This is a genomic window from Parasphingopyxis sp., assembly GCF_028279465.1.
GTDB lineage: Bacteria > Pseudomonadota > Alphaproteobacteria > Sphingomonadales > Sphingomonadaceae > Parasphingopyxis.
Genome location: NZ_JANQNS010000013.1, coordinates 239,184 through 261,323, shown reverse-complemented (window position 1 = coordinate 261,323; position 22,140 = coordinate 239,184). Strand labels below are relative to the sequence as shown.

Sequence of the window (22,140 nt, the reverse complement as noted above, 5' to 3'; positions counted from 1 at the left end):
ACTTTTCGGGCGATGTGGATAATCGCACCACCCCCAAAGCCTTCATAAATGGCTGATTTCGAGGCTCCGGAGGCGCTTGGGGAAGCGCTTTTGCGCTGGTATGACGGCAATGCCCGCGCCCTGCCCTGGCGCGCGCCGCCGGGCGAACCGCCGCCCGACCCCTATCGCGTCTGGCTCTCCGAAGTCATGCTCCAGCAGACGACCGTCGCGGCGGTAAAGCCATATTTCGCGAAATTCACGGAAACCTGGCCGACTGTGGAGGCTTTGGCCGCGGCGGATAGCGCCGATGTGATGGCCGCCTGGGCCGGGCTCGGCTATTATGCCCGGGCGCGCAATCTTCACGCCTGCGCCAAGGCCGTCGCCGGCGATCATGGCGGCCGCTTTCCCGAAACCGAGGTAGAACTGCGCAAGCTGCCCGGGATCGGCGCCTATATCGGCGCGGCCGTCGCGGCGATCGCATTCGGAGAGGCCGCAACCGTCGTGGACGCCAATGTCGAGCGGGTTATCGCGCGGTTGCGCGCGATCGAAACGCCGCTGCCCAAGGCCCGGCCCGAAATCCGGCGCATCGCCGAAACGCTCACGCCTGCCGGACGCCCCGGCGATTTCGCCCAGGCGATGATGGATTTGGGCGCGACGATCTGCACCGCGCGCAATCCGGATTGCGCTGCATGTCCGTTGGAAAGCTATTGCACCGCATCACGCACGGACGATCCCGCGCGTTTCCCCGTCAAGGCAGCGAAAAAGCCCAAACCCGTGCGCCGCGGCACGGCTTACTGGCTGGAGCGAGACGCGCATGTCCTGCTGGTCCGCCGGCCCGATAAGGGTCTGCTCGGCGGGATGCGGGCGTTGCCGAGCGGGCCATGGGAAGAGACGCCTTCGGGCGACGCCAATGCGCCAGCCGACATCGATTGGACGCCGCTCGGCACGGTCAGCCATGTCTTCACCCATTTCGCGCTCGAACTCGATATCGTCGGCAGACGCGTCTTGACGCAGCCGGACCTGAAGGCCGATTGGGACGGCGAATGGTGGCCGCTCGACGCAATCGACGATGCCGGGCTACCGACAGTCTTCGCCAAGGCCGCCACGCTGGCCCTTGCGCAGCGGGAGAATGACGCGTGATCACCCCTTTCCATCCCGGCCTGACCGATTCGCGGCTCGACCGGGCCGACCAGATCCGGATCGACGAAGAGAAACTGGCCGACGTTCAGTATAGCCTCCGTGCGCGATTGCTTAAGCTCGACGATCTCGATCCCGAGATCGGCCCGGACGGCGCGCTCGCCTGGGGATCGATGGCCGACCGGCCTGAAAACGCCGATTTGCTGTTTCTGGGACTGGACGGCGAAACGCCCTGTTTCGCGCCGTTGATCGAGGACACCCCACCGGTCGGCCAGCGCGCCTATGCCGTGTGGCGCTATCTCGACATCATGCCGCCCGAAGAAGCCGCGACCTACGCCGCCGCGCGCTCGCTGATCGAATGGCATCGCGGGCACCTGTTCTGTAGCCGTTGCGGCACACGCTCCGAGGTCGCCAAGGCGGGCTGGGGCCGCAAATGCCCGAATTGCGGGGCCGATCATTTCCCGCGCGTCGATCCCGTCGTCATCATGCTGGCGACATTCGAGGACAAGGCGCTGGTCGGCCGCCAGCCGCGCTTTCCGCCGGACCGTTATTCGGCGCTGGCCGGTTTCGTCGAACCGGGCGAATCGCTGGAAGGCGCGGTCGCGCGCGAGTTGTTCGAGGAGGCCGGCGTCCGCGCGACATCGGTGCGCTATCTGACGAGCCAGCCCTGGCCCTTTCCCAACACGATGATGATGGCCTGCATTGCGCCTGTCGAGGATGACGCACTGACCCTGGACGAAGAAGAGATTGAAGCGGCGAAATGGGTAACACGCCAACAGGTGCAGGACGCGTTCGACGGAGCGGTCGATGCGCAGTTTATCGCACCACCGCATTTCGCCATCGCCCACACGCTGTTACGCGCCTGGGTGGACGGCAAGTGATTGTGCGCTTGCGATAGTGCGCGCCGCTCTTTAAAGCGCTGCGCAACCAATCCGACAGGCGGGAAGCAAAGAATCATGAGTCAGTTCAACACCATCGCAGGCTGGTCCCTGGCAGGCGGCATCGTCGCATTGGGCGCGTCGATCGTCACCAACGGCATGTTCCACGGCGAACGGCCCGAAACGATGGGCTATGTGGTCGAAGGCGTCGTCGAAGAAGGCGGCGAGGAAGAGGCCGAAATGACGATGGCCGAAGCCTTCACGCAGGTCACCGTCGAGCAGGGCGAAGCGGTCTATCGCCGCTGCGCGAGCTGTCACACGATCAACGAGGGCGGCGCCAACGGCATCGGCCCGAACCTCTGGGGCAAGCTTGGACGCGATATCGCTTCGATACCCGGTTTCAACTATTCGGACGCGCTGTCCGCCATCGAGGGCAGCTGGAATTTCGACAATATGTCGGATTGGCTCGCCCGCCCGGCCGCCTTCGCGCAGGGCACGACGATGAGCTTTGCCGGCCTGTCCGATCCGCTCGATCGCGCGGCGGTCATCCTCTACATGAACGCCAATGGCTCCAACCTGCCGCTGCCCGAACCGCCGGCCGCGGACGAAACCGAAGCGGAAGACGCGGAGATCGAAGGCGAGGAAGCCGCCGATCCGGAAGCCGAAGCCGATATCGAAGGCGGCGAAGCTGCGGAAGCCGAAGCCGCCGAGTAAAACCGGCTAGCCGCCGTTCACGACAGTCGGCTCGGATTTCCAGCCTTTGGGCTCGACGTAAAAGTCGTTAATCATATCCCATGCTTCATCGGCCGTTTCGACGAAACGGAAGATGTTGAGATTGTCCGGCGAGATCGTGCCTTCCTCGGCCAGCGCGCGAAAATCGACGACCCGCGTCCAGAAATCCTTGCCGAACAGCAGGATCGGCAGCGGCTTCATCTTGCCCGTCTGCACCAGCGTCAGCAGTTCGAACATCTCGTCGAACGTGCCGAATCCCCCGGGGAAGCAGGCAACCGCGCGCGCGCGGATCAGGAAATGCATCTTGCGCAGCGCGAAATAGTGGAACTGGAAGCTTAGCGACGGCGTCACATATTCGTTCGGCGCCTGCTCGTGCGGCAGGACGATATTGAGGCCGATCGATTCCGCGCCGACATCGGCCGCCCCACGGTTGGCCGCTTCCATCATCGACGGCCCGCCGCCCGAGCATACGACGAATTGCCGCTTGCCGTCCTCGTCGCAATCGCACTGGCTGGCAAGCTGCCCAAGCTTGCGGGCCTCGGTATAATATTTGGATTTTTCGCGCAGCCGTTCGGCGATCTTCTTCTGCCCTTCGGTTTCCGCTGCCTCGACTACCGCATCGGCCTTATCGGGCTCCGGGATACGGGCGGAGCCATACATGACCAGCGTCGAACCGATATTGGCTTCGTCGAGCAGCAGTTCGGGCTTCAAGAGCTCGAGCTGGAACCGGATCGGCCGCAAATCCTCGCGCAGCAGGAAATCCGTATCCTGAAACGCCAGGCGATAGGCCGGGTCCTCGGTCTGCGGCGTCGAGGTGATGTCGCGCGCATAGGCGGCGTCTTCGCCGGATGTGTAAAAAATGTGATCGGGAATGGTTGGGTCGTTCATGACCCTAGTCTTTAGCGACAATATGGCCCGCGGCTACCCATATCGAAATGAAAATGGTCGCGATGAGCGGCATTCGCCTCGGGGCCGAGCACGATCTCGAAGCGTTCGCAGGCGCCGCGCTGCAGGTCTCTCAGAAACGCCCGTTCGCGCCGGTCGCCACTATCCCAGCCCTCGATCAGGGTGATGCGCCGCCCGTCGGCGAGCCGGAAAGCGGAGATGTCGATCGCATTGGCCTTGCCATGTTCGGAAAGCCGGTTGGTGCCCGCGATATTGCGGCAACTGTATGTGCCGAAGGTTTCAACCAGCGTGACCTGTTGTCCGAAATGGTCGCGTGCGGCAGGCTGCAGGACTTCGCGTGTCCAGCGCGCATAGCGTTCGGCGAGCGGGCAGGTCATCGCGCCGAGATTATTGGTCGGTGTGCCGATCTCGACGAGTTGGACCGCGCCGATCGCCCTGCAGCCGTTAGAGAATGTCCGATCGGGCAGGCGTCGATAGCGCACATTCGCGCGGTCGAGATTAGCGAGGCATTGGCGCGTATCGGCGCTCGGTTCGGGAAGACGGTCCACGCGCTGCGAGGGGTTCGGCCCGTCGGTCCGGCCGTCGATCATTCCGCATGCGCCGAGCAGCATCAGCACCGGTACGATGAGAAGGCGAGAATGCATGCATGAACAATTATCGATTCATGGTTATCGGATGGTTAACGGTGTGGCCCATGACCGCGCTGAAGGGCGGAAACAGCACTATGCCGTGCATTTTCTGCGACGAACCGGCGCAATGACGTTGCGCGTACAAGCTCCCACGCCTTTCCAATCAATCATGTTGACATGGTGCGCTGCAACACGCATGGCGGCGGCGGGCCACGCTGCCCCAACGCAGCGCGTGCTCTCTGTGAGGAGAGAATGACATGACTATCGAACCTACGGTCCGTCCGGGCCGCCCCTTTTTTTCATCCGGACCCACCTCCAAATTTCCCGGCTGGTCGCTCGATAAATTGAGCACCGATTCGCTTGGCCGTTCGCACCGATCGAAGCTCGGCAAAGCGCGCCTCAAATATGCGATCGATCTGAGCCGCGAGATTCTCGGTATTCCCGACAACTATCTGATCGGCATTGTGCCGGGCTCCGATACCGGCGCAGTCGAACTCGCCATGTGGAATATGGTCGGCGCGCGCCCGGCGACCGTCGCCGCTTGGGAAAGCTTCGGCAATGTCTGGATTCAGGATGCGGCCAAGGAATTGAAGCCGGACGGCCTGACGGTGCTCGAAGCCGATTATGGCGAGATCCCCGATCTGCGCCAGATCGATCCGGGCGACGATATCGTCTTCACCTGGAACGGCACGACCTCGGGCGCGAAAATCCCGGACACCGACTGGATTTCGGACGAGCGCGAGGGCGTGACGATCAACGATGCGACCTCTGCCATTTTCGCGCAGGAGATGGATTGGCCGAAGCTCGATGCCACCACCTATAGCTGGCAGAAGGTCATGGGTTCGGAAGCCGCGCACGGCATGCTGATCCTCTCGCCACGCGCCGTCGAGCGGATCGAGAGCTACGATCCGCCCTGGCCGCTGCCCAAAATCTTCCGCGTCAAGAAAAACGGCAAGCTCAACCGGGCGATCTTCGAAGGCTCGACGATCAACACGCCGTCCATGCTGGCGACCGAGGACTATATCGCTTCGCTCGAATGGGCGCAGTCGATCGGCGGGCTACCCGAACTGCAGGCGCGCGCTGATGCCAATGCCGCAGTCGTCCAGGAATGGATCGAAGCGACGCCCTGGGTTCGCAATATGGTTGCCGATCCGGCCAAGCGCACGAACACCGGCGTCTGCATGGTTTTCCAGGGCGACTGGTATGATGGTCTATCCAAAGAGGATCAGGCCGCGGTGCCCAAGAAGATCGTGGCGATGCTCGAAGAGCGCGATATCGGCTATGATTTCAACGGCTATCGCGCCGCGCCGCCGAGCTTGCGTATCTGGTGCGGATCGACCGTCGAAACCGACGATGTCGCCGCGCTGCTGCCCTGGATCGAATGGGCCTACGCCGAAGTTCAGGCCGAACATTCCAACTAATTCCGTCATTCCAGCGAAAGCTGGAATCTCCGGCCGCACAGGTTTTGCCCAGTCGCCAGAGATCCCAGCCTGCGCTGGAATGACGAAAACCAAGAAAGGTTTTCGTCATGCCCAAAGTACTGATTTCCGACAAAATGGACCCAAAAGCCGCCGAGATTTTCCGTTCGCGCGGCATCGAAGTCGACGAAAAGGTCGGTCTTTCGAAAGAAGAGCTGGCCGAGATCATTGGCGAGTATGACGGCCTCGCTGTGCGATCCTCGACAAAGGTGACGCCGAAAATTCTCGACGCGGCGACCAATCTCAAGGTGATCGGCCGGGCCGGAATCGGCGTCGACAATATCGACGTGCCGGCGGCCTCGGCCAAAGGCGTGGTCGTCATGAACACGCCGTTCGGCAATTCGATCACGACCGCCGAACATGCAATCGCCATGATGTTCGCGCTCGCGCGGCAGCTTCCCCAGGCCGATGCCTCAACCCAGTCCGGCAAATGGGAAAAGTCCAAATTCATGGGCGTCGAACTGACCCACAAGACGCTGGGTCTGATCGGCGCGGGCAATATCGGTTCGATCGTCGCAGACCGCGCACACGGGCTCAAGATGAAGGTGATCGCCTATGATCCGTTCCTGACCGAAGAGCGGGCGAAGGAGCTTGGCATCGAGAAGGTCACGCTGGACGGCCTGCTCGGCCGGGCGAACTTTATCACGCTGCACACGCCGTTGACCGATCAGACGCGCGGCATTCTTTCGCGTGAGGCGCTGGAGAAAACCAAGCCTGGCGTGCGCATTATCAATTGCGCGCGCGGCGGCCTGATCGACGAAGAAGCGCTCAAGGACGCGCTGGAATCGGGCCATGTCGCCGGGGCCGCGCTTGATGTCTATGCCGAGGAACCGGCCACGGAAAATCCGCTATTCGGGACGCCGGGCCTCGTTTCGACCCCGCATCTCGGTGCGTCGACGAGCGAAGCGCAGGTCAATGTCGCTATCCAGGTTGCCGAACAGATGAGCGATTATCTGCTCGAAGGCAGCGTTACGAATGCGCTCAACATGCCCTCGCTGACGGCGGAAGAAGCCCCCAAACTCAAACCCTATATGACGCTCGCGAAAAAGCTCGGCACACTGGTCGGCCAGCTCGCGCATGACGCGGTGAAGGGCATTGCGATCGAAGTGGAAGGCGCTGCGGCCGAGCTCAACCAGAAGCCGATTACGGGCGCCGTTCTCGCCGGCTTCATGGGCGCGTACAGCGATAGCGTGAACATGGTCAATGCGCCCTATCTCGCCAAGGAGCGGGGCCTCGACGTGCGCGAAGTGCGGCATGACCGGGAGGGCGTCTATCACACGCTGATCCGCGTCGCCGTGATGACGGAAGAGGGCGAAAAGTCCGTCGCCGGCACGCTGTTCGGCGAGGATGCGCCGCGTCTCGTCGAGCTGTTCGGGATCAATATCGAGGCCGATCTCGACGGCGCGATGCTCTATGTCGTCAACCAGGACGCGCCCGGCTTCATCGGGCGAATCGGGACGACGTTGGGCGAAGCGAGCGTCAATATCGGTAACTTCCATCTCGGCCGGCGCGAAGGCGGCGGCGATGCCGTTCTGCTGTTATCGGTGGACGAGCAGGTTGAGGAGCCGGTGATGTGGGAGGTCTGCAATCTCGAAGGCGTGAAGACCGTGAAGGCGCTGAACTTCTAAGAAATCCCCTCTCCCCGCTGGGGAGAGGGCCAGGGAGAGGGGCGGACAAATGACATATCGGAAAACCGATCCCGTGCTCCTCGCCCGGGCGAAGAAGATGCGGCGTGAACCAACGCCAGCGGAACGAAAGCTCTGGCTCGCGTTACGCGCAAAGCGCCTCGGTAACGCCAAATTTTCCCGTCAAGTCGTCATCGAACCCTTTATCGTCGACTTCGCATCGCGCAAGCTCGGCTTGGTTATCGAGATCGATGGGGATACGCATGACTTTTCAGATGAGGACGATTTGCGGCGGACGCGGTTTCTGGAAAAACAAGGCTATCGGATTATGCGGTTTACGAACGCGGAAGTGATGGGAAATATGGAGGGTGTGTTAAGAGCTATTGAAGAGAAGCTCCAAGACGCCCCCCTCCCTAACCCTCTCCCCGCCGGGGAGAGGGAATGACGAAGCAGATACCGCCCGGATTGCTGCCCGAAGGGCTGCGCGACCGGCTTCCGCCGGAAGCGGAGGCAGCTGCGCGGCTCTTGCGCACGGTGACCGATAGCATCGCCTCCTATGGCTATGAGCGCGTCTCCCCGCCCCTTGCGGAGTTCGAGGAGGGGCTGGTCGGGCAGTTGAAGTCGGACGGCTCGCAGGATTTGCTGCGCATTATCGATCCCGTGTCGCGTCGCACGCTCGCGCTGCGCCCCGACATCACCGCGCAGATCGGGCGGATCGCATCGACGCGCATGGCCGGCCGGCCGCGCCCGTTGCGGCTTGCCTATGGCGGCGAAATCCTGAAACTGCGCGCGACGCAGCTGCGCCCAGAACGGCAATTGATCCAAGTGGGCGCGGAGCTGATCGGCGCCGATAGCGTCGCGGCGGCAAGCGAAATCCTGTCCGTGGCCGTCGACGCATTGAGCGGAGCAGGCGTCGCCGACATCACCGTCGATCTCACCTTGCCAGACCTGGTGCCGACGCTCGCGCACGGCCCCTTCCCGCTCGCGCCCGAACTCGTCGAGCCCGTGCGCGCGGAGCTCGACGAAAAGGATGCCGGCGCGATCGCGGCGCTCGGCGCCGACGCCTATCTGCCGCTGATCCACGCAGCCGGGCCCGTGGACCGCGCGCTCGAGCGCATGCGGGCGATCGATGCGGGCGGCGCGCTCAAATCGCGGCTCGATGGTGTCGAACAGATCGCGGCGGCGCTGGACGGCCGTGCCACGATCACGCTCGATCCGACCGAACGGCACGGTTTCGAATATCAAAGCTGGCTCGGCTTCTCGCTCTTCGGCGCGGGCATCGCCGGCGAGATCGGCCGCGGTGGCAGCTATACGATCTGCGGACCCGATGGCGGCGAGGAACCGGCGATGGGCTTTTCGCTCTATCTCGATCCGCTCGTCGATGCGGGGCTGGGCGCGAAGGACAAACGCCGCCTGTTCCTGCCGCTCGGTACCGATGCAGCGCTCGCGAAAAAACTACGCTCCGAAGGCTGGCGCACAGTCGCCGCACTGTCCCCCGAAGACGAGGCGGACGCCTTGGGCTGCACGCATTTTCTGGCTAAGGATGGCCCCGAACAACTCTGACCTTTTGATAGGATGCTCCGCTCCGTCATTGCGAGGAGCGGAGCGACGAAGCAATCCAGAGCCGCAGGCGATGTACCCCACCGCTCTGGATTGCCGCGTCGGCCTTCGGCCTCCTCGCAATGACGATTGATGGGAGAATCGGACTTTGGCCAATGTTACCGTGATCGGGGCCCAGTGGGGCGATGAGGGCAAGGGCAAGATCGTCGATTGGCTGTCCGCGCGCGCCGATTGCGTCGTGCGATTTCAGGGCGGGCATAATGCCGGCCACACGCTCGTCATCGGCAACATCACCTACAAGCTCTCATTGCTCCCCTCGGGCATCGTCAGCGGCACGCCCTCCTTCATCGGCAATGGCGTCGTGCTCGATCCCTGGGCGCTGCGCGACGAGGTCGAGAAATTGCGCGGCCAGAGCGTCGAAATCACCGCCGACGTCCTTCAGGTCGCGGAAAACTGCCCGCTGATCCTGCCGATCCATCGCGATCTCGACGCGCTGCGCGAGGATGCGAGCGGCAAGGGCAAGATCGGCACGACCCGTCGCGGCATCGGCCCGGCTTACGAAGACAAGGTCGGCCGCCGCGCGATCCGCGTCTGCGATCTCGCGCATCTCGACGAGCTCGGGCCGCAGCTCGACCGGCTCTGCGCCCATCACGACGCGCTGCGCGCCGGGTTTAACGAAGCGCCGATCGACCGCGAGCGGCTGTTGAACGATCTGTCCGAGATCGCCGATTTCGTGCTCGAATTCGCCCGGCCCGTCTGGCGTTCGCTCAACGAGGCGCGCGAGCAGGGCCAGCGCATCCTGTTCGAAGGCGCGCAGGGCGTGCTGCTCGATATCGATCACGGCACCTATCCCTTCGTCACCAGCTCGAACACGATCGCGGGCACGGCGGCGGGCGGCTCGGGGCTCGGCCCCAGCGCCGCGGGTTTCGTGCTCGGCATCGTCAAGGCCTATACGACCCGCGTCGGCGCCGGCCCCTTCCCGACCGAACTGGACGACGAAAACGGCCAGCGGCTCGGCGAACGCGGGCATGAGTTCGGCACGGTGACGGGGCGGCAGCGCCGCTGCGGCTGGTTCGACGCGACGCTTGTGCGCCAGACCTGCGCCGTCTCCGGCGTCAGCGGCATCGCGCTCACCAAGCTCGACGTGCTGGACGGTTTCGCGGAATTGAAGATCGGCATCGGCTACGATGTCGATGGCGTCCATTACGATTATCTCCCGCCCAACGCCCGCGAACAGGCCCGCGCGACGCCCGTCTATGAGACGATGGAAGGCTGGAGCGAATCCACCGCCGGCGCGCGCAGCTGGGGCGAACTCCCGGCCCAGGCGATCAAATATGTCCGCCGGATCGAAGAACTGATCGGCTGCCCCGTTGCGCTGGTCAGCACGAGCCCGGAGCGGGAGGATACGATTTTGGTGCGCGATCCGTTTGCGGATTGATGTAGAAGGTCAAAGGGTTGGATGAAGAATATGAACACAATTCCGCGAGTGCGAGCTGAGCTATTGTTCGAAGCAGCACAGAAAATTGCGAACGATCATGAAGCCGGCCTCGAACCAGATCCAACGGTTTCAACCGTAGCCGTCCTTCATGACAAGTGTGAGCCGGAGGAAATGACGGCAATAACATTGCGTCTCACAGCTCTCGCAAAGCTGGTTCGAGAAGGCGAAGGAGACGGTTGGCTCCTAGAGGTCGATGGGCGAAAGCATGTGCTCGTCAAAGATGCGCTGATGAAAGCAGCTGCTCGGGCAAAGCTCCATGAGGCAGATACAGTTGGCCAAGTGCGGTTTGATCCTCAAGACATCTTGAACTGCGCATTGGCAGAGACCGAAGTCGACGGCTCCGCGTAGCTGCGATAGTGTTGAAGTGCGATAATCCTCCTCAGCTAGGAGGATAATTTGCTCACGTTTTGACAATTTGCAAAACGTCATTGCGAGGAGCGCAGCGACGAAGCAATCCAGAGCGGCTAGCGACATCTTTGGCAGCTCTGGATTGCTTCGCTCCGCTCGCAATGACGTGCATTCACATTGGCATCGCCTTGCGCTAGTTTCCGCCCACGTCAAAGGGAGAGGACGTCGCCATGAAATATATCGCCGCCGCTGCGATGCTGCTGGCATCGACCAGCGTTTTCGCCGCAACCCATACTGTCGAAGCCGGGCCGGACGCGCAGGAGCGCCTTCAGGAAGCGCTGATTATCGCCGAGCCCGGCGATACAGTGGAAATCGGCGCGGGCCGGTTCGAGCTGACCGACGGGCTGTCGCTCGATGTCGCCAATGTGACCGTGCGCGGTGCGGGGCCGGACGCCTCGATCCTCGATTTCAGCAATCAGGTCGGATCGGGCGAAGGGTTGCTCGTCACGTCCGATGACGTGGTGCTCCGCGATTTTGCCGTGGAAAATACGCGCGGCGACGGGATCAAATCGAAGGAAGCCGACCGGATCGTCTATCACAATATCCGCGTCGAATGGACGCGCGGGCCGCATCCCGACAATGGCGCCTATGGCATCTATCCGGTGGAATCGACGCATGTGCTGGTCGATGGCTCGACGGTGATCGGGTCGTCGGACGCCGGCATCTATGTTGGCCAGTCGCAGCAGATCGTCGTGCGCAACAACAACGTCCATTACAATGTCGCGGGCATCGAGATCGAGAACAGCTTCTACGCCGATGTCTACGACAATGTCGCAACCCACAATACGGGCGGCATCCTCGTGTTCGACCTGCCTAGCATCCCGCAGGTCGGCGGCCATTCGGTCCGCGTGTTCCGCAACTTCATCCACGACAACAACACCGCCAACTTCGCGCATGAGGGCAATATCGTCGCGACCGTGCCGGCGGGCATGGGCGTAATGGTGATGGCGCACCGCAATGTGGAGGTGTTCAACAACATCATGGCCGATCACGGTTCAGGCAACATCCTGTTGGTCGCCTATCCCAACGATTATGACGATGAGCGCTACAATCCCTATCCGCTGAACGTCACGATCCGCGATAACCTGTACGGGCCCGCCGGCTATAATCCCGATTTCGACGGTGGGGCGGAATTGCAGGCGGCGCTGGGCGGCCAATTGCCGCCGATCATCTGGGACGGCCAGGGCAGCGGCATCCGCGTGTCGGACGATATCGGCGTGCTGTCGCTCGGCCTGACCCGGCTGCGCCAGCCATTTCAGGAAGCGCAACCCGCGCCAGCCGATCTGAGCGAGGGCGAGGGATCGGCCGAATTGCAGGCGGTCGTGCTGCCCGACAGCATGGAGGCCGCGCTCCGGTGATCCGCGCGCTTGCGGCCATGGCCGGCTGGCTGGCGCTGGTGAGCGCCAGCCCGCCCGCACCCGTGTCCGACACGGCGATCATGGGCGATTCGCTGCCGCGCAATCTCTCGGAATTTCATTTCTTCACCGACGATATCGGCCATACGCCGAACGACCGGGTGATCGGTTACGAACTCAACACGGCGCTGTTCAGCGATTATGCGCTGAAAAACCGCTTCGTCTATGTGCCCGAGGGACAGACAGCGACCTATAATGCCGATGGCGTATTTGAATTCCCGGTCGGCAGCGCACTCATAAAGAGCTTTGGCTATCCGGCCGATTTCCGCGATGCCGACAGCCCCGTCCGCTGGCTCGAGACGCGCGTGCTGCTGCGCCGCGCCGATGGCTGGGTCGCGCTGCCTTACGTGTGGAACGAAGACGGGACGGACGCCGTATTGCGACGGGCCGGGCGGCGTATTCCCGTCACATGGATCGATGCGCAGGGCGAACAGCAATCGCTCGACTATCGCGTGCCCAATCAAAATCAATGCAAGACCTGCCATTCGAGCAATGACGAGATCGCGCTGATCGGGCCGAACGCGCGCAACCTCAATGACGGCCAGCGGCTCGCCCAATGGGTCGATTGGTCGATCCTCGATCGCGCGCCAGACGACGCCCCGCGCGTGCCCGTCTGGGACGATGAGGGCGACGGCACGCTCGACGAGCGCGCGCGCGCCTATATCGATATCAATTGCGCCCATTGTCACAGCCGCACGGGCAGCGCCAGCAACTCCGGCCTGTTCCTTGGCTATAACGAGATGGACGAGGTCGCGCGTGGTATCCTTAAACGGCCCGTTGCCGCAGGGCGCGGCAGCGGTGGTCGCGATTACGATATCGAGCCCGGCCATCCCGAACGCTCGATCTTCGTCTATCGCATGCGCTCGCGCGATCCGGGCGTCGCCATGCCCGAACTCGGCCGCGGCATGCTGCACGAAGAGGGCATCGCGCTGATCGAACGCTATATCGCCGCGATGGACGAGCGGAGCTGAGCCGATGACATCGCGCGAGTCCACCCAGTTCCTGCCGCGCGCCCATGCCGACGAGGCGGCGTTCGACCGGAAGCCATCGGACTGGGCCGCGCTGCTCGGCATCGGCGCGATCCAATGGCCGTGGCTCTTGCGCTCGCTGCGCGGCGGCAGCCAGGCCGACAAGCAGGAACTGCTGGCGCGGCTAGAGCTGCCGCCCGATACGCTGCCCAATCTCGGCAGCTGGAAGGCCGATGTCGCGCTGCTCGGCAAGATCGCCAACCGGATATTGACGGCAAAACCGCAGACGGTCGTCGAGTTCGGCGCTGGGGCATCGACGTTGATCGCAGCCCGCGCGCTGCAGATGGTTGGCGAAGACGGGCGGCTGATCAGCTTCGACCAGCACGCCGATTTCGTCGAGGCGACGCGCCAATGGTTGGGCGAGCACGAGCTGTCGGCCGATATGCATGCGGTGCCGCTGGTCTCCCCGCCCGAACCGTGGAACGGCCTGTGGTACGATCATGGGCCGCTCCCCGACGATATCGACCTAATGTTGATCGACGGGCCATGCTGGACGATCCATCCTTTTACGCGCGGTGCGGCGGCGCAGGTGTTCGACAAAATAGCGATCGGTGGGATGGTGATGCTCGACGATGGCGCGCGGCCGGGCGAACGCATCCTCCGGCGGCGCTGGGCGAAAGCCTGGCCCAATTTCGACTTCGAACTGGTCAGCGAGGGCACCAAAGGTACGGTGGTCGGTATCCGTAAAAGCTAGATATCGGCCCTAGATATCGTCGGCGCTCCGCAACTCTTCCCTGTCGATTTCGCCCAGCATGCTCGCGGTCGTCACCGTCACCGTGGCATCGCCGGTCACATTGGTCGCGGTGCGCATCATGTCCATGATCCGGTCAACGCCGGCGATAAAGGCGATGGCCTCCAGCGGCACGCCGACCGCCGCAAAGACCGCGCCCATCATCACCAGCCCCGCGCCCGGAATGCCCGCGGCCCCTATCGAGCCGACCGTCGCGAGAATGGCGATGGTCACATAGTCGGTCATGCTCAGATCGACGCCGAACATCTGCGCGCCGAACAGCGTCGCGAGGCCCAGATACATCGCGGTGCCGTCCATATTGATGGTCGAACCCAATGAGACGACGAAGCTCGACGTAGGCTTGCTGATGCCGAGATTGCGCTGGGTGCAGCGCAAGGTCACCGGCAGGGTCGCAGACGAACTCGCAGTCGAATAGGCGACCGCGATCGCATCGATCATGCCGCGGAAGAAGCCGATGATCGAAACCCGCGCGAGAAAGGCGAGGATGCCGACATACATGACGCCGATGATCAGCAGACAGCCGAGATAGTTCATGCCCACCAGCTTCGCGAGCGCATAGACCGCGTCGAGCCCGAGCGTGCCGACCACCCAGGCGATCAGCGCAAAGACGCCGAACGGGGTCAATTCCATTACCAGGATGGTGATCTTCTGGAAGATCAGCGCCCCGCCATCGAAGGCCTTGGCGATCATGGCGGCGCCGCGCACGCCGCTGTCGGTCTCCGCCTCGTCGTCATCCTCGACATCGCCGCGGGCAAGCAGGATGCCGATCCCGACCAGCAGCGAGAAAACGATCAGCGGCAGCACCTGTACCTTGGCCATCACGTCGACCGGGCTGACGGGAATCATCGAGCGGATCATCTCTTGCCAGGTCGGCTGGGCTGGGTCCGGGATATCGCCCATTTCGAGCCCGGACGTATCGACGCCAATGCCCGGTTCGAACCAGGTGCCAAGCGCAAGGCCCAGCCACACCGCTACTTGCCCGGTAATCACGAACAGCAGTATCGCGCGCCAGCCGACACTGCCCAGCCGCCCGACGTTACCGATTGATGCGACGCCCGACACGACACTGAAGAAGATCAGCGGGACGATCAGCATCTTGATGAAATCGATGAAAATATCGCCGATGATCTTGATGCTCTCGGCGCCGGGGCCCCAGATGTAGCCCGTAATCCCGCCAAGGATCAGCGCCCCAACGACGCGTTTCCAGAGCGGGATTTCAAACCATTTTTTGAGCACGCAACATCTCCCCGCCCTATGGCGCCAACGCTATCGCCCGACCGGCACTACCGCAAGCGCTAGGCGAACAGGAAGGCGATGGCACAGCATGTCGTAAAACCGACGGCCGCGGTCAGCGGCAAACCTGCCTTCACGAAATCGAGGAAGCGGTAATTGCCCGCCGCATAGACGAGCGTGTTGGTCTGATAGCCGATCGGCGTCGCGAAGCTCGCCGATGCTGCGAACATGACGGCGATCACGAGCGGGCGCGGGTCGACGCCGAGCTGGTTCGCCAAGCCGATTACGATCGGTGTGACGATGACCGCAACGGCATTGTTCGTAACGATTTCGGTCAGCAGCACCGAGAGGATGTAGACGACGAAAATCAGCGACCAGGGCGGCACCGTTTCGAGGATTGGCACGATCGCTCCGACAATCAGCGCGACGCTGCCCGCCTGTTGCAGGCCCACGCCCACAGCGAGCATCGCAAAGATCAAGATCAGCACATTGCCATCGATCGAGCCCCAGGCCTCTTCTGCGTCGATGCAGCGGGCGGCAAGGATGGCGCCCATACCGAGGATCGCGGCCACGGCGAGCGACACGATGTTGAGCGCCGCTAGCGTCACCACGGCCGCCAGCGCGAGGATCGCTATCGGTGCCCGGTCGCGGCGGAATTCGCGCGTCCGCGTCTGGCCGACGCCGAGCAGGTTCGGATTTTCGTACATGCGCCGGATCGCGTCCTCAGAACCCGTCACCAGCAGATGGTCGGCCGCGCGCATGCGCGAATTGGCCATGTCCGGCCCGGGTAGCTGGCGGTGGCGCGTGATACCGATGATCCGCACGCGCAACCGGCTCAGGAACGGGATGTCGGCCAGCCGCCGTCCGAGGCTCGGATGGGTCGGCGCTATCGTCGCTTCGACCAGCGCCTCGCTGTTCGCGCTCGGACCGTTCTTGCCCGCGATCCCCATCTCGAACTGCCGTGTACGCCGCAGCGAGAGCAATTCGGTCATATCGGTACGGATGATCACATGATCGCCAGCCATGGCGACTTCTTCCGACAGTTCATGTCGGATGAATTCCTCGCCGCGCTTGATCGACAAGACCTTCAACCGTGAGGGCCTGAGCGCCGCCAGTTCGCTATATTTGCGGCCGATCACATCGCCATCCTCGGGCACGATCAACTCGGTCAAAAAGTCGGTATCCTCGGTACTGCGGTAGAGCGACGTCGGATCGCCCTTGGGCAACAGGATCGGCCCCAAAATCGCCAGCGTCACCGCGCCGGCGAGTGCGGCCATCAGGCCATAAGGCGTGATCTCGAAAATCCCGAACGAATCCATGCCTTCCTGCCGGGCGACGGCATCGACGATCAGGTTGGTCGACGTCCCGATCAACGTCATCGTACCGCCAAGGATGCAGATATAGGACAGCGGGATTAGCAAGCGTTTGACCGACATGCCGGTTGCCTCTGCAAGCCGCGCCATGATCGGGATAAGCACAAGCACGACGGGCGTGTTGTTCATAAAGGCCGAGGCGACGAATGCGCCGATGAACAGTTCGACCAAGGCCAGTTTCGGCCGCTTCGCCGCCCGCGCGACGATTCCGGAGGCCAGCGCGTCGATCGTGCCGGTTCTGAGCAGCGCGCCGGACAGCACGAACATCGCACCGATGGTGATCGGCGCCGGGTTTGAGAAGACCGACAATAAGCCATCGGAATCGAGGATGCCGAGGAACAGAAACGCACAGGCGCCGAACAGCGCTATCACCGCCGCCGGGAAGCGTTCGAAGAGAAAGGCAACGAACATGATCCCGAGGATAACCAGGCCGATAACCGCCTGATTGACATCGATAAAGGCTTGTATTGCTTCCAACTCTACCCCCAAGCGAGCCGGTTTATCACCCGCATTGCGCCCGGTGAAGCAACATTTGATCGGCCAGCACCAGCGCCATCATCGCTTCGACCACGGGAACGCCGCGAATGCCGACACAGGGATCGTGACGGCCCTTGGTCGAAATCTCGGTTTCTTCGCCATCGCGTGTGACCGTCTTGAGCGGCGTCAGGATCGAACTGGTCGGCTTGAATGCGGTACGGCAGACGATCACATCGCCATTGGATATGCCGCCCAGAATACCGCCCGCATTGTTCGAGAGGAAACGCGGCCCCTCGTTGCCGGGCGCCATTTCGTCCGCATTGTCGCGCCCCGTGATCCGCGCGGCTTCGAACCCGTTGCCGATTTCGACGCCCTTGGTGGCGTTGATCGACATCATCGCCGCCGCCAGTTCGCCGTCGAGCTTCGCATAGACGGGCGCGCCCCAGCCGGCCGGAACGCCGGTCGCCATACATTCGGCCACTGCGCCCAGCGAATTGCCGTCCTTGCGCGCGGCATCGACGGCCGCTTCCCATTCCTCCGCCGCAACCGGATCGGGAGAGAAGAAACTGTTGGCATCGATCGCGGCATCGTCGAAGCGCGACCGGTCGATCGGAATACCGCCAAGCTCGGTCAGATAGCCGCGGATAGCGATAGTCTCGCCCAGCACTTTGCGCGCCACCGCGCCCGCCGCGACCCGCGCCGCCGTTTCGCGCGCTGAAGACCGCCCACCGCCGCGCGGATCGCGAAAGCCGTATTTCGCATCATAGGTATAGTCCGCATGCCCGGGCCGGTACTTCGCCGCGATTTTCGAATAGTCTTTCGACCGCTGGTCGACATTTTCGATCATCAGATGGATCGGCGTGCCCGTCGTGCGGCCTTCATAGACGCCTGACATGATCTTCACCGCATCGGGTTCGCGGCGCTGCGTGGTGTGGCGGGACTGGCCCGGACGGCGCTTATCCATCCAGGGCTGGATATCGGTCTCCGCGAGCGCAATCCCCGGCGGGCAGCCATCGATAACCACGCCGAGCCCCGGCCCGTGGCTTTCACCCCAGGTCATGAAGCGGAACACATGGCCGAAGCTGTTGACGCTCATTTCTCGAGCGCGATATCGGGCGCATCCTCGGCTTTCATGCCGATCACATTATAGCCGCTGTCGACATGATGAATCTCACCGGTCACGCCCGCGGAGAGATCGCTGAGCAGGTAAAGCCCGGCCCCGCCGACATCCTCGATCGTGACGTTCCGGCGCAGCGGCGAATTCAGCTCGTTCCATTTGAGAATATAGCGGAAATCGCCGATGCCGCTGGCGGCCAGCGTCTTGATCGGGCCGGCGGAAATCGCGTTCACCCGAATATTGTCGGGCCCCAAATCCATGGCGAGATATTGGACGCTTGTCTCGAGCGCCGACTTGGCCGGCCCCATAACGTTATAGTGCGGCACGACCTTTTCCGCGCCATAATAGGTGAGCGTCAGGATCGATCCGCCATCCGGCATCATTTCGGCCGCGCGCTTCGTCACGGCCACCATCGAATAGACCGAGATGTTCATCGTCATCAGGAAATTATCGAGGCTGGTGTCGACATATTTGCCGCGCAACTCGTTCTTGTCGGAAAAGCCGATGGCGTGAACGACGAAATCGATCGTCTCCCAGCGCTCTTTAAGCGTCGCGAAGGCGGCGTCGAGCGCATCCATATCCGATACATCGCATTCGATCAGGAAATCGGAACCCAGGCTGTCGGCCAAAGGGCGCACGCGCTTTTCGAGTGCCTCGCCCTGATAGCTGAACGCCAATTCGGCGCCCTGATCGGCAAGCTGCTGCGCAATGCCCCATGCCAGCGACTTGTTGTTGGCGAGCCCCATGATCAGCCCGCGTTTCCCTTCCATCAATCCCGCCATTACGGTTCCTCGATCTGAATTTCGGACGCAGTTTCGTCCAGACGCTCCCTTAGCTCGCTTTCGGGCACTTCCGCCAGTGCCGCGTTGAAATGCGCGCCGACGACGACGCCATAGCCGATCACGAAGAAGAACATCATCGACAGCATGAAGCCGGCAAGGCTGCCATAGGTCAGGTCGTAGCTGATGAGGTTGGAGAGCACGATCGGCATCAGCGCCGTCGTACCCAGCCACCAGACCGTCACCAGCAGCGCGCCCGGCCATTTGGGATAGCGACGGGGGCGGTATTCGCGCGGCGTAAGCGTCCAGAAGACCAGATAGAAGGCGAGGAAAATGGCCAAAGCCGGCACGACGCGGGAAATCGTGACGAGTACGCGATATTCCTCGAGCACGGGCAGTACATCATAGATGAACTGTTCGAGACCGGTGATCAGAAACTGGAGTACAAAGGCGAGCAGCGCCAGCGCAACCGCGATGATCACGAGACCGATCGAGAACAGCCGATACTCGTAAAAGGGCCGGCCATAGGGTGTGCCATAGGCGCGGCGCAGGATCTCGCGGATGGTCTCGATAAAACTGGTGGTCGTCCAAAGGCCGATAGCCGCGCCGATCCATAAGAGATTGCCCGTCCGCGCGGAAAGCACGCTCGCAATCGGGTCTTCCAGCGCCGATGCTACCGTAGGCGGCACGCTTTGGAGGAACATCGAAACGGCCTGCAGCCCGTCCTCCGTCCGCCCGACAATCTGGGCGATTGCCGCCAGCACGATGAAAAAGGGAAAGAGCGCGAGCAGCGCCATGAAGGCCAGATTGCCGGCATGGACGAAGCCCTCGGCATAGACGCCTTCGGCCATGCGTTTGAGCGTCGTCCAGCCCCAGGTGCGCGGCTCGGGCCTTTCGAGCGGCCGTCCCTCGCGTATCCGAAGCTCGTCCAGCCTGCGGCGCGCCTCAGGCGATTGCGAAGCTTCGTGCGTCAAGGGTTAAACCCTACACACCGAATTCGGAGCGGGGGTTCTGCGGCTTTCCAGGTTTCCAGCTCTTCACGAACTCGGCGAGATCCTTGTCATCCTCGGGGAGATCGATTTCGAGCTTCACAAGCTGATCGCCCCGGCCGCCGCCCTTTTTATGGAAGCCTTTGCCCTTGAGCCGCAGTGTTTTCCCCGATGCCGCATTTTTCGGCACGGTCAGCATTACCGGCCCGTCGACCGTCGGCACCTTGATCTTCGCGCCGAGCACGGCCTCGTCGAGACCAATCGGAATATCGAGCCGGATATTGTCGCCATCGCGCTCGAAGAATTTGTGATCCTGGACGAGGATCGTGACGATCGCATCGCCCGCGCCGCCGGGGCCCTCCTGCCCCTGTCCGGTCAGCCGCATCTGCGTGCCGCTTTCGACGCCGGGCCTGAGTTTGAGATCGATCGTCTTGCCGCTCGAAAGCGTGATCCGCTGATCATCGAGGCGCGCCGCGTCCTCAAACGGCACGGCGAGCTTGTAGCCCATATCCGCGCCCTTGCGCGGCGGCGCCTGACGCCGGCCGAAACCGCCGAACGGGCCGCGCGACGAACCCGTACTGCGTCCCCCGCCACCGAACAGGCCCTCGAAGATATCGCCGATATCGCCGGCTTCGGAGAATTCGAAATGCGTGCCCTCGCGCCCCGGGCGGCCGCCACTGAAACCGCCGCCCGCAAACGGATGCGTCGGATTGCCCTCGGCATCGATCTCGCCCCGGTCGAACTGCGCGCGCTTGTCCTTGTCGCTCAACAGGTCATAGGCGTTGGTGGCCGCCGAGAATTTTTCGGCCGCCTGCGGATTGTCCTTGTTGCGATCCGGATGCAGTTCCTTCGCGAGCTTGCGATAGGCGGACTTGATCTCCGCCTCGCTCGCGCCGCGCGATACACCCAAAGTAGCGTAAGGATCTGCTGCCATAGTGTCCGTGTCGTACATCATGTCCCATTAGCCAACTGTTGCAAAAATACAACAACTGAAATGGGGGAGAGCTCCCGCTTTTTCAAGCGGTTTTCGGCATGCCGTGAATGCGGCGGACGATCAGATAGATGCACAATCCCATCGGCCCGAAAAGAAAGGTCGCGAGCAGGATCGGCGCCTGGACGATGCGGGACAGGGATATCGCGTCCGCGTTGCGCGCGACCCACAGACCGACGAACAGGTCGAACGCCAGATAATGGACCCAGCCGAGCGTAAGCCCGGCATCCGTCGCGAAAATCGTGCGTACGCCCTCGATAGTCGAGAAGTCCGGCCCCGCCCCGCCGGGCGCAGGCGCGAAGACCATCAGATAGATGAGCAGGGCGGCATAGAAGAGGCTCAGCAAGCCGACCACGCCCTCGCGCAGGACCGTGAAAACGATCTCCCGCCGCGGTCCGAAGATCAACGCCACCCAGGCGAGTAGCGCGAACAGGTTCGCTATGCTGAATATTGTCGGCCAATCCATATCGTTCCCCCCGAAAGCCTGCGCTTGATCGAATTGATTTCCGGCGTTGATAGACGATGCCCGGCTGCCCTAAAAGCTCCGGCATGACCAACGATCCGCACGCCATCTTCACCGCCTGGGCCGCCGAAGCGCGGGCCAGCGAAATCAACGATTCGAATGCGATGGCGCTCGCGACGACCACGCCCGATCATCAGCCATCGGTCCGCATGGTCCTGCTCAAGGGGCATGATGAACGCGGCTTCGTCTGGTACACCAATCTCGAAAGCCGCAAGGCCGACGAATTGCTGGCAACCGAAAAGGCCGCGCTACTCTTCCATTGGAAATCGCTGCGCCGGCAGGTGCGGATCGAAGGCCCGGTGAGCCGGGTGTCCGACGAAGAGGGCGATGCCTATTTCGCAACGCGCAGCCGGGATTCGCAACTCGGCGCATGGGCGTCAGACCAGTCGCGCCCGCTCGACAGCCGCGAGACATTCGAGGCGCGCTATGAAGAAATGCGCGCGCGGTTCGAGGGCGGCGATGTGCCCCGCCCGCCGCATTGGTCGGGCTTCCGCCTCGATCCGCAGCGTATCGAATTCTGGGAAGATCGCGAACATCGCCTACACCATCGGCGGGTGTTCACACGCACGGCGTACGGCTGGGACGAAGGCCTGCTTTACCCCTGACGAGATAATCGGGCTTTCCGCTCGCTTTG

22 protein-coding genes are annotated in these 22,140 nt (G+C 62.7%); 13 read left to right on the top strand and 9 right to left on the bottom strand.

Going from position 1 to position 22,140, the window contains the following annotated elements; all coding sequences use genetic code 11:
• The first annotated feature begins 48 nt into the window (after positions 1-48).
• From mutY to Q0974_RS07910, 3 genes are all read left to right on the top strand, one after another.
• Complete coding sequence (mutY, locus tag Q0974_RS07920; RefSeq protein WP_299324619.1) at positions 49-1,119, top strand: A/G-specific adenine glycosylase; 1,071 nt, start codon at positions 49-51, stop codon at positions 1,117-1,119.
• Entirely contained in the window at positions 1,116-1,997 is an 882-nt protein-coding gene (gene nudC, locus Q0974_RS07915) for an NAD(+) diphosphatase (RefSeq protein WP_299324617.1), read from the top strand. The genes mutY and nudC overlap by 4 nt, the downstream gene beginning before the upstream one ends.
• Positions 1,998-2,072: 75 nt before the next feature.
• A complete protein-coding gene (locus Q0974_RS07910; RefSeq protein WP_299324614.1) occupies positions 2,073-2,708 on the top strand; it encodes a c-type cytochrome in 636 nt (211 codons plus the stop codon).
• A gap of 6 nt (positions 2,709-2,714) precedes the next feature.
• On the opposite strand, the gene Q0974_RS07905 is transcribed toward Q0974_RS07910, so the two are convergent.
• Together Q0974_RS07905 and Q0974_RS07900 are read right to left on the bottom strand one after the other, a co-directional pair.
• On the bottom strand, positions 2,715-3,614 hold the full coding sequence (locus Q0974_RS07905; protein ID WP_299324611.1) for a TIGR00730 family Rossman fold protein: 900 nt from the start codon (positions 3,612-3,614) through the stop codon (positions 2,715-2,717).
• 11 nt (positions 3,615-3,625) lie between these two features.
• Positions 3,626-4,276: an extensin family protein gene (locus tag Q0974_RS07900; RefSeq protein WP_299324609.1), complete on the bottom strand. Its 651-nt coding sequence runs from the start codon at positions 4,274-4,276 to the stop codon at positions 3,626-3,628.
• Positions 4,277-4,518: 242 nt separating this feature from the next.
• On the opposite strand from Q0974_RS07900, the gene Q0974_RS07895 reads away from it, so the two are divergent.
• The 9 genes from Q0974_RS07895 (at position 4,519) to Q0974_RS07855 (ending at position 13,967) form a co-directional block, all read left to right on the top strand.
• Positions 4,519-5,682 carry a phosphoserine transaminase gene (locus Q0974_RS07895; protein WP_299324606.1) on the top strand — a complete coding sequence of 388 codons (1,164 nt, stop codon included), beginning with the start codon at positions 4,519-4,521 and terminating at the stop codon, positions 5,680-5,682.
• Between the two features lie 107 nt (positions 5,683-5,789).
• Positions 5,790-7,367, top strand: a complete 1,578-nt coding sequence (serA, locus tag Q0974_RS07890; RefSeq protein ID WP_299324605.1) for a phosphoglycerate dehydrogenase — start codon at positions 5,790-5,792, stop codon at positions 7,365-7,367.
• A gap of 49 nt (positions 7,368-7,416) precedes the next feature.
• On the top strand, positions 7,417-7,809 hold the full coding sequence (locus tag Q0974_RS07885; RefSeq protein WP_299324603.1) for an endonuclease domain-containing protein: 393 nt from the start codon (positions 7,417-7,419) through the stop codon (positions 7,807-7,809).
• Positions 7,806-8,927: an ATP phosphoribosyltransferase regulatory subunit gene (locus tag Q0974_RS07880; RefSeq protein WP_299324601.1), complete on the top strand. Its 1,122-nt coding sequence runs from the start codon at positions 7,806-7,808 to the stop codon at positions 8,925-8,927. The genes Q0974_RS07885 and Q0974_RS07880 overlap by 4 nt, the downstream gene beginning before the upstream one ends.
• 145 nt (positions 8,928-9,072) lie before the next feature.
• On the top strand, positions 9,073-10,362 hold the full coding sequence (locus Q0974_RS07875) for an adenylosuccinate synthase (RefSeq protein WP_299324598.1): 1,290 nt from the start codon (positions 9,073-9,075) through the stop codon (positions 10,360-10,362).
• A gap of 21 nt (positions 10,363-10,383) precedes the next feature.
• On the top strand, positions 10,384-10,770 hold the full coding sequence (locus Q0974_RS07870; RefSeq protein ID WP_299324596.1) for a hypothetical protein: 387 nt from the start codon (positions 10,384-10,386) through the stop codon (positions 10,768-10,770).
• A gap of 230 nt (positions 10,771-11,000) precedes the next feature.
• The gene (locus Q0974_RS07865; RefSeq protein WP_299324594.1) at positions 11,001-12,188 is read left to right on the top strand and encodes a parallel beta-helix domain-containing protein; all 1,188 of its coding nucleotides are present in this window, start codon (positions 11,001-11,003) and stop codon (positions 12,186-12,188) included.
• Positions 12,185-13,216: an SO2930 family diheme c-type cytochrome gene (locus Q0974_RS07860; protein WP_299324592.1), complete on the top strand. Its 1,032-nt coding sequence runs from the start codon at positions 12,185-12,187 to the stop codon at positions 13,214-13,216. Before Q0974_RS07865 ends, Q0974_RS07860 begins: the two co-directional genes overlap by 4 nt.
• A gap of 4 nt (positions 13,217-13,220) precedes the next feature.
• Positions 13,221-13,967: a class I SAM-dependent methyltransferase gene (locus tag Q0974_RS07855; RefSeq protein WP_299324591.1), complete on the top strand. Its 747-nt coding sequence runs from the start codon at positions 13,221-13,223 to the stop codon at positions 13,965-13,967.
• A 9-nt stretch (positions 13,968-13,976) separates the two neighbouring features.
• On the opposite strand, the gene Q0974_RS07850 is transcribed toward Q0974_RS07855, so the two are convergent.
• The 7 genes from Q0974_RS07850 to Q0974_RS07820 form a co-directional block, all read right to left on the bottom strand.
• Entirely contained in the window at positions 13,977-15,260 is a 1,284-nt protein-coding gene (locus Q0974_RS07850) for a dicarboxylate/amino acid:cation symporter (RefSeq protein WP_299324590.1), read from the bottom strand.
• 59 nt (positions 15,261-15,319) lie between these two features.
• A complete protein-coding gene (locus Q0974_RS07845) occupies positions 15,320-17,107 on the bottom strand; it encodes an SLC13 family permease (RefSeq protein ID WP_299326249.1) in 1,788 nt (595 codons plus the stop codon).
• A gap of 25 nt (positions 17,108-17,132) precedes the next feature.
• Positions 17,133-18,203, bottom strand: coding sequence for a chorismate synthase (aroC, locus tag Q0974_RS07840; RefSeq protein ID WP_299324589.1), 1,071 nt, complete (start codon positions 18,201-18,203; stop codon positions 17,133-17,135).
• Complete coding sequence (fabI, locus tag Q0974_RS07835; RefSeq protein WP_299324587.1) at positions 18,200-19,006, bottom strand: enoyl-ACP reductase FabI; 807 nt, start codon at positions 19,004-19,006, stop codon at positions 18,200-18,202. Before fabI ends, aroC begins: the two co-directional genes overlap by 4 nt.
• Positions 19,006-19,977, bottom strand: a complete 972-nt coding sequence (locus Q0974_RS07830; RefSeq protein WP_299324585.1) for a YihY/virulence factor BrkB family protein — start codon at positions 19,975-19,977, stop codon at positions 19,006-19,008. The genes fabI and Q0974_RS07830 overlap by 1 nt, the downstream gene beginning before the upstream one ends.
• Before the next feature lie 10 nt (positions 19,978-19,987).
• Positions 19,988-20,926 carry a DnaJ C-terminal domain-containing protein gene (locus tag Q0974_RS07825; RefSeq protein ID WP_299324583.1) on the bottom strand — a complete coding sequence of 313 codons (939 nt, stop codon included), beginning with the start codon at positions 20,924-20,926 and terminating at the stop codon, positions 19,988-19,990.
• An 82-nt stretch (positions 20,927-21,008) separates the two neighbouring features.
• A complete protein-coding gene (locus Q0974_RS07820) occupies positions 21,009-21,449 on the bottom strand; it encodes an ABA4-like family protein (protein WP_299324580.1) in 441 nt (146 codons plus the stop codon).
• A gap of 83 nt (positions 21,450-21,532) precedes the next feature.
• On the opposite strand from Q0974_RS07820, the gene pdxH reads away from it, so the two are divergent.
• Entirely contained in the window at positions 21,533-22,111 is a 579-nt protein-coding gene (pdxH, locus tag Q0974_RS07815) for a pyridoxamine 5'-phosphate oxidase (RefSeq protein WP_299324577.1), read from the top strand.
• The last annotated feature ends 29 nt before the right edge of the window (positions 22,112-22,140 follow it).